The sequence below is a fragment of the Microcystis sp. M113S1 genome (assembly GCF_020246945.1).
Classification (GTDB): Bacteria; Cyanobacteriota; Cyanobacteriia; order Cyanobacteriales; family Microcystaceae; genus Microcystis.
In genome coordinates, this window is sequence record NZ_JADBSA010000152.1 from 1 (window position 1) to 7932 (window position 7932).

Sequence of the window (7932 nt, forward strand, 5' to 3'; positions counted from 1 at the left end):
GGGATTGTCCAGACTGTGGGACACACCATGACCGAGATATTAACGCTAGTAAAAACATTTTGGCCGCAGGACTTGCGGTGTCAGTCTGTAGAGCGACCATAAGACCAGAACAGAGTAAATCTGTTAAGGCAGGTGCGAAAAATCCTTCGGGAAAGAAGCAGAAACCTAAATCGTGAGGTTTGGGAATCACCGTCCGTTTTACGGCGGTGAGGATGTCAATAGGGAAATTTTCTTTAATTTAGGTTTTGATTCTCTTGGTTTTTGCGCTTGAGGTTTTGCAGTTGTTGCAGCAGTACCTCGATTTCCGCTTCTAGATGCAGGTATTTCACCTGTTGGTCAGCTTGGTAGGTGGTGCGAATCTGTTTCATGGCGGAGGATTCCTTGGTTAGTACAGTTGTCATAGCGGTATCTATAGAGTGCTAATTATCTTCAATTGTTTCAATTTGTGTATAGTACCTTAACAATGTCTTAAAGAAAACCTTTTTATGGTAGTTTCTCAACTGGCACAGGATGAAAGAGAGAAAAAATTCTTGCAACCAAAGGGATCGGAGTGCGATATACTCAGTCGCGAACGATATTGGCAAGCATGACCATGGTAGCGGTAGCAATTTTAGCGGCGGGTAAGGGAACCCGAATGAAGTCCAGCCTTCCGAAAGTTTTACATCCCCTCGGCAGTCGATCGCTAGTGGAACGGGTGCTTAATGTCAGCGAATCCTTACATCCCCGGCGAAAACTGGTAATTATCGGTTATCAGGGAGAACAGGTGCGAAATACTCTACAGCATCTTGAGGATATCGAATTTGTCGAACAAAGGGAACAGTTAGGCACTGGCCATGCTATTCAGCAGTTAATCCCCCATTTAGAGGACTTTCAGGGGGATTTGTTGGTCTTAAATGGCGATGTTCCTCTGTTGCGTCCCGAAACCTTGCAAAATCTTCTCCAGATTCATAAAAACCATGGTAACGCCGCCACCCTGTTAACTGCTAATCTCCCAAACCCGAAAGGTTACGGTCGAGTTTTTTGTGATGGCAATAATCTCGTTAAGCAGATTGTGGAAGAAAGAGACTGTACCGATGCCCAAAGACAAAACCATCGGATTAATGGGGGTATATACTGCTTTAATTGGTCAAAATTAGCGGCGATACTGCCTAATTTAACGCCCAATAACGATCAAGGTGAGTATTATCTCACGGATGTGGTCAATTTTCTCGCTCCCGTCATGGCTGTGGATGTGGAGGATTGTTTAGAAATTAGCGGCATTAACGATCGCAAACAATTAGCCACCGCCTATGATATCCTGCAAACTAGAGTTAAGGATCATTGGATGGCTGCTGGAGTCACCATTATTGACCCCGATAGTGTCACCATTGAGGATACTGTCACCCTCAGTCCCGATGTGATTATTGAACCCCAAACCCATCTGCGCGGTGAGACGATAATCGCTTCTGGTTGTCGTCTCGGTCCTGGGAGTTTAATCGAAAATAGTCGGATAGGCAGCGATGTAACAGTCTTATTTTCGGTTATTTCTGATAGTCAGGTGGATTCTGGTTGTCGCATCGGTCCCTATGCTCATTTGCGCGGAGAAGCGAAAATTGGGGCTAATTGTCGAGTCGGTAATTTTGTTGAAATTAAAAAAAGTGACATCGGCAATAAAACCAATATTGCCCATTTATCCTATTTGGGAGATGCCACTTTAGGGGAAAAAGTTAACGTTGGTGCGGGAACAATTACTGCTAATTACGATGGCGTGAAGAAACATCAAACTATGATCGGCAGTGGCACAAAAACTGGGGCAAATAGTGTTTTAGTTGCCCCTTTAAAATTAGGAAAAAATGTCACCGTGGCCGCTGGTTCAACTATCACTAAAAATGTCCCCGATAACGCTTTAGTTATTGCTCGCGAAAGTCAGCGTGTGATCGAAAATTGGGCCGATCAGTTTCAGTAGGTTAATTCCGGGATATAAGGACAGAAAACTGTTGCTAAATTCCGAGATTAGAGTCAAGATAAACACTTTGATAAGGGCAGGAAAGAAAGAGGGGTTGAATGGTACTCAACCCTTACTTATACAGGTGAACTAAATAGTTATTAAGGGGGATGTTTGCTGATTTAACGGCCGCGACGACCTGCTTTACCGACTACGCGAATATTTTCAGGAGATTCGGTAAGTTTAACAAGATTTCCCTGGACAGCGACGATATTTTGCAGTCCTCTTTCCTCCATCTCTGAAAGAATATCGATTCTCTCATTTTTAACCTCGAGAAAATCGATAAATTCTGCTAAAGAATCTGCTGAACGAAAATACTCCTCCAATCGCCGCCATAATTTTGGCCAAATTGGATCGATTGTTTTCAAGTCATCCTTATTTTTAACAGTAACTCCCGTTAAAGTTTTATCACTAGGCCAATAACCTTTTTTATCTTTCTTAGCCACTGCTAAAGCTTTGTTGAATTCTTGTCGCAATTGGGTAAAAAGCGTATTGTAATATAAAGGGTAGGCATAACCCTCTAGTACCTGCCGATAATTGACGGAATCTCTCAGTAGGTTAGCATCTAAAAATACTTCATCTCCATCTTCTTGCTCGGTATTTCCTGCGAAAACGAAACAAATCGGACGACCAGAACTGTCATCCACCATGCGCGCTAGAATATAGCCCTTGGGGGTGGGATTATTATTTTGATCGTAACCGATTAAATCGAGCATATTCTCTTTAGCTTGAGTCGATAAAGGTTTAATTGCCCCTTTTTCGATTGCGTCGATACCCTCGAAACGTAACTGCACAGTGCCGTTATCACGAGAAATATTCGGTCTTCGACCTTCTAATTCCAATAATAGGCGACGATTGTTTGCCAAAAAACGGACAGAATCCCCATCGGGTTGACCGAATTGTGGGGTAAATCTACCTTTGATGAGAATAAACGCCATAAAACCTCTAAGTAGTTGGACAAAATTAAGGTTAACTGTGGGGTAAGGAGTCAGGAGTCAGTAGTCAGTAGTCGGCTTTTTTCTTTCTGCTCTCTACTCCCTTCTCCCCACTTCCCTATCTCCCTTCTCCCTTCTCCCTGCTCATAGACAATATTAACGAGTAATTCAGATAGGTCAATGGCTTATCAGTTCACTGATTACTGTTTACTGTTTACTGATTACTGATGCGGGTTAAGGCCTTAAATTTGCGCGATGAAGCGTGAAATGTTATAAAAATCTCAGTCCTCCCTATAGAAAAGAGTATAAACTTTATGGCACGCACCGAGTCCACAATGTTAGATTTGGGGACAAAAGCCCCCAGTTTTGCCTTACCCGATGTGGTTTCGGGTGAAACTATCTCTCTGGACAGCTTTACGGCTAAAACCGCTCTGTTAGTCATCTTCCTCTCTGAACATTGTCCCTTTGTTAAACACATTCAAGAAGAACTTACCCGTCTAGGTCGCGATTATGCTAACACCAATCTGGGCATCCTAGCAATTAGTTCTAATGACGTGGAGAAATATCCCGATGATTCGCCCGAAAATTTGAAAAAAATGGCGATAACCCTTGACTTTAAATTCAATTTATGCTATGACGAAAGCCAAGCAGTGGCGAAAGCTTACACGGCAGCCTGTACCCCCGATTTTTTCCTCTTTGATAGTCAGCGCAGCCTAGTCTATCGCGGTCAATTGGATGATAGTCGTCCTAGTAATGGCGTACCGGTGACAGGCAAAGATCTGCGCGCCGCTATTGACAAGGTTTTAACCGGTCAACCAGTACCGACGGCTCAAAAACCGAGTTTAGGCTGTAATATCAAATGGAAACCGGGTAATGAGCCACCCTATTACGGCTAAAATTTCTCTTATAAGTAATAGGAAACCAAGAAATTAATTTTGTCCTATTACTTATAAGACTATGGCAATAGCGTAACCGATTGCTGTGCTAATAGGGCAGTACCATAGGCCGCTTGATCCTGTTTAGATAAAAGCACGGGAACCCCTAAATGACGCTGACGAATTATTCTCCAAGTCGGATTTTTTGCCCCACCACCCGCACTATAAACTCGCTCTAATTTATTGGCTCCCAATTCCTGTAACCGGTGATAACCTAAAGCTTCAATGCGGGCAATACTTTCCAGTAAACCATGCAAAAATTCTAGAGGATTATCGGGGCGAGGAGTCAGTTTTGCGGGTAAAAAAGGATCATTAATTGGAAAGCGCTCGCCCGCTTTTAGTAGAGGATAATAATCTAAATTACTTTCTTTTTGTCCATCTATTGCTAAACTATAATTTCTCAATTCTTGATCAGAAAAAAACTTCTTTAACACTGCTCCTCCCGTATTGGATGCCCCACCAGTTAACCACAAATTTCCTAAACGATGACTATAGATGCCATAGTTACTATCATCAACTTTCTGGCTACTTAATAATTTTAAGACTAAAGTTGAACCTAAAGATGTCACCCCATCCCCTAAAGAATTAGCACCACTGGCTAAAAATGCCGCTATGCTGTCGGTGGTTCCCGTATAAATTAAACAATCTTTCGGGATAGCAAAACGAGTCACTAAATCCGGTTTAATAGTATCGATCGCTGTACCCGGGGCAAAAATTTGCGGTAATAAATTAAACATCGGTAAATTCTCTAACCAATCGGGATAACAGAGATTTTCGAGATCATAACCTAACTTTAAGGCATTGTGATAGTCACTGATTCCCAGTTTACCGTGCAGCAGAAATGCTAACCAATCCGCTTGCGAGAGAAAATAACGCGCTTGCGAAAAAATTTCTTGTTCACTCCACCAAAGTAATTTAGCTAAACTGGAGGTAGCACTAATCACGGGATGGTGAGGGGGTGCTATAGCTTTAATTGCTTCTAAAAATGCAATTCCTCGCCCGTCATTGTATAATATTGCCTGAGAAAGAGGATTACCCCAATTATCACATAATAACACCGTCGAGGAAGTACCATTAATCGCGATCGATTTAAGTTCTGAACGCACCGAATCCCCTAGATTATCCAATAAATAAAATAGAGACTTTTGCCAATCCTGAAAATTGGCATCGGTGAAAGGATAATGAACCTCAGCGACGATATTTTTGCTAGAATCAATAGCAATCGCTCGCACTCCCGATGTGCCAAAATCAATACCTAAAGATAAACCCATTGATGTCTTCACAACCCCCTCATTCTGGCTACCATTGGGATGGTATCAGTCCCCGATTTTTTGAAGGTTGGTACTTCCGAGTCATGATTCCGCAATTAGCCGACGGATTCGCCTTTATGTATTCTATTCAAGACCCAAGCGGCGGTCAAGTCAATAGCGGCGGAGCGGTACAAATTTTAGCCATAGAATCTAATTATCTTTGTCGCACTTTTCCCGATACGGATAAATTTTGGGCAAGTCGTCAGGAATTAGCCATTATCCATTGGGGAAAAACTAACTTAAAAATCCGTCCCTGTCTCCTTTCCCCGTCAGCTTTTTTTGAGTCTGTTCAAGAGGGTTATCAAGCAACGGCAAACCAGCAGCAAGGACGAATTTATGATCCCGTCACTGGAGAAATCTGTCAATGGGATTATCGCGTTGAAACTAGGTACAGTTGGGGAGATAAAAAGCGTCCACCCCAAGCAACAGCAGGAATATTATCTTATTTACCGATTTTTGACCCAGGTTGGCAGATTTTAACTGCTCATGGTTTAGCAACGGGAATGATTACCTATCGGGGAAAAAATTACCAATTTGAGAATGTACCTTTTTATAGCGAGAAAAATTGGGGTTATTCTTTCCCCGAAAAGTGGTTTTGGATTAATTGTAATGCTTTCCCTGAAAATCCCGATTTAACCTTAACCGCAGTGGGTTCTACCCGGAAAGTTCTGAACTGGACGGAATCGGTGGGAATTATCGGTATTCACTGGCAAAATCGCTTTTATAAGTTTGATATCTGGAATTCTCAACTAACTTGGACAGTGCAACCCTGGGGATACTGGGAAATGAGGGCAACCAACGAGAATTATACCATTGTCTTAATCGGTATCAGTGATCATCCTCCCGATCGCGTGCGTGTACCCACGGAAAAAGGTCTCTGTTTTGCTTGTCAAGATACCCTCAAAGGTGAATTATCGATAAAATTGGCTGATAGTCGCGGTAAAATCCTTATAAATAGCTCTAGTTGTCTAGCTGGTCTCGAAATTGGCGGTATTTGGCCATCAGCTTGGAGCAAACAGTGATTTAAATCACCATTGCGACGGGATAATATCACGCTATTATTTATCGATCGGTATTAACATTGAGTCAGTTTTTGATCGCTAAAAAATCTTTTCATGAACCAACCTTCTCTCAATTTTGTTGAGCAATTAGTGATAGCAGAAGTGCGGGAACAGTTAAGGAATTTACCTAGTTCTTTTCGCCAATATCTCTCGGAGATTAAAATCGATCGAGTCATGAATAATGCTATCCAAATTCTGCCCCGCAGTTTCAAAACTTTGGGGGAAAAAGATCACGATTATCACACCCGAAGATTAAGAATAAAAATTGCTGTAGAAACAGCGATAACCGATATACTGCATGAACTAAAATTATATTATGTAGCGCAGACAGAAGTGGAAGATGAAGAAAATATTCCCACGGAACCATATTCTGAAAGGTGGGATAGCAGTTATTTTAATGGCTAGGTACAGAGTCTTCCTTTTCAGGAGTTAGCAGCTATTATTCAGAGGATAATAACCCATTAGTTTATAATTTATTCCTATAAGAAATGTTGTAAATCTCTGCTCAGAAATAGAATCGGTCGGTGAGTCTGGCTAAAAAATTATTTTAAAGTCAATAAAATAGGCTTTTTTAGTTAGGTTTTACAGAAGTCGCCCTCGATATTTTTTTGATAATAATTAATACTATTTTTCAAAAGTAATGGTAAAGATGGTTAATTGTCCTCGCCCCACTTTCAACCTTCAGATTTAATTGCAGCCTAAGCTAAAAGTACAGTAGAAAGAATCAAAGAATATCCCTTACATGATATCATCGGCGAGACTTGGAAACTATTTCATCAAATTATTTACCCGATAGAACCCCCTTGAGCCATCTTGCACACTTTTCTCTTTTTGTCAAATTTTATGTTAAGAAATATGTGACTAATGGATAGGCTTTTAGCGACGGGAGTGTCAATCAGCAATCTCTGATTACAAATTGCGATGGGGTTTGCATAATTATTCCCGTTTGTTCAGCCACTTGTGACCTAACATCTTAAGAGTCACTGATAATTGCTGATTGTCGGTATTGCTGCATAAGTGCGTAAAAGCTGATAGGACAACGAACGGAAAAAATATAGATTGTCAAGGTGCGACAAATCGCTATAATCGTTCCAGCAGAGGTGATAATAATCCCTCGATCATCGAAAAACTGGGTCTGAAACCCCGCCGTTCTAGGTTGGCTTTACCGTCAAATATTAGCACATTTACGGAATATATGCTAAAATGCTCCCCATGGAAAAAGCCTATTGGTTTCGATTTTACCCAACACCCGAACAAGAGTCGCTATTGCGGCGCACCTTGGGCTGTGTAAGATTAGTTTACAATAAAGCTCTCCATGTCAGAACACAAGCATGGTACGAAAAGCAAGAAAGAGTAGGCTACGCTCAAACTTCTTCAATGCTAACCGATTGGAAAAAGCAAGAAGAATTAGACTTTCTCAATGGAGTAAGCTGTGTACCTTTACCACAAGGGTTAAGACACCTACAAACAGCTTTCACTAATTTCTTTGCTGGTCGTACTAAGTATCCCAACTTTAAGAAAAAACATCAAGGAGGAAGTGCCGAATTTACCAAATCTGCTTTTAAGTTCAAAGACAGACAAATCTATTTAGCTAAATGCGCAGAACCTTTACCTATTCGATGGTCAAGACAGATACCAGAAAGCTGTGAACCAAGTACAGTAACAGTCAGATTACATCCTTCTGGACGCTGGCATATCTCAATAAGA

9 protein-coding genes are annotated in these 7932 nt (G+C 41.4%); 6 read left to right on the plus strand and 3 right to left on the minus strand.

Annotation, left to right across the window (positions count from 1 at the left end; genetic code table 11):
• On the plus strand, nucleotides 1-176 hold a 176-nt coding region (locus IM319_RS07600), incomplete at its 5' end, for a zinc ribbon domain-containing protein (protein WP_287720618.1).
• Nucleotides 177-233: 57 nt separating this feature from the next.
• Here IM319_RS07600 and IM319_RS07605 read toward each other — a convergent pair.
• Entirely contained in the window at nucleotides 234-401 is a 168-nt protein-coding gene (locus tag IM319_RS07605; RefSeq protein WP_002801704.1) for a hypothetical protein, read from the minus strand.
• Between the two features lie 191 nt (nucleotides 402-592).
• Here IM319_RS07605 and glmU point away from each other — a divergent pair, with 191 nt between their 5' ends.
• Nucleotides 593-1945 carry a bifunctional UDP-N-acetylglucosamine diphosphorylase/glucosamine-1-phosphate N-acetyltransferase GlmU gene (glmU, locus tag IM319_RS07610; protein ID WP_287677342.1) on the plus strand — a complete coding sequence of 451 codons (1353 nt, stop codon included), beginning with the start codon at nucleotides 593-595 and terminating at the stop codon, nucleotides 1943-1945.
• A 161-nt stretch (nucleotides 1946-2106) separates the two neighbouring features.
• Here glmU and IM319_RS07615 read toward each other — a convergent pair whose 3' ends face one another.
• Nucleotides 2107-2922 (minus strand): hypothetical protein, encoded by an 816-nt coding sequence (locus IM319_RS07615; RefSeq protein ID WP_287735186.1) that lies wholly within the window; start codon nucleotides 2920-2922, stop codon nucleotides 2107-2109.
• A 311-nt stretch (nucleotides 2923-3233) separates the two neighbouring features.
• Between IM319_RS07615 and IM319_RS07620 the strand changes: the two genes are divergently transcribed.
• Complete coding sequence (locus tag IM319_RS07620) at nucleotides 3234-3815, plus strand: thioredoxin family protein (RefSeq protein WP_287735187.1); 582 nt, start codon at nucleotides 3234-3236, stop codon at nucleotides 3813-3815.
• A 59-nt stretch (nucleotides 3816-3874) separates the two neighbouring features.
• Here the strand turns inward: IM319_RS07620 and IM319_RS07625 are convergent, their stop codons facing one another.
• Complete coding sequence (locus tag IM319_RS07625) at nucleotides 3875-5125, minus strand: FGGY-family carbohydrate kinase (RefSeq protein ID WP_287735188.1); 1251 nt, start codon at nucleotides 5123-5125, stop codon at nucleotides 3875-3877.
• A gap of 2 nt (nucleotides 5126-5127) precedes the next feature.
• Here IM319_RS07625 and IM319_RS07630 point away from each other — a divergent pair, with 2 nt between their 5' ends.
• The 3 genes from IM319_RS07630 to IM319_RS07640 form a co-directional block, all read left to right on the plus strand.
• Nucleotides 5128-6186 (plus strand): tocopherol cyclase family protein, encoded by a 1059-nt coding sequence (locus tag IM319_RS07630; RefSeq protein WP_287735189.1) that lies wholly within the window; start codon nucleotides 5128-5130, stop codon nucleotides 6184-6186.
• A 93-nt stretch (nucleotides 6187-6279) separates the two neighbouring features.
• Nucleotides 6280-6630, plus strand: a complete 351-nt coding sequence (locus IM319_RS07635) for a hypothetical protein (RefSeq protein WP_287685086.1) — start codon at nucleotides 6280-6282, stop codon at nucleotides 6628-6630.
• A gap of 807 nt (nucleotides 6631-7437) precedes the next feature.
• Nucleotides 7438-7932, plus strand: a 495-nt coding sequence (locus IM319_RS07640; RefSeq protein ID WP_287735190.1) for an RNA-guided endonuclease InsQ/TnpB family protein, incomplete at its 3' end; no start/stop codon positions are given.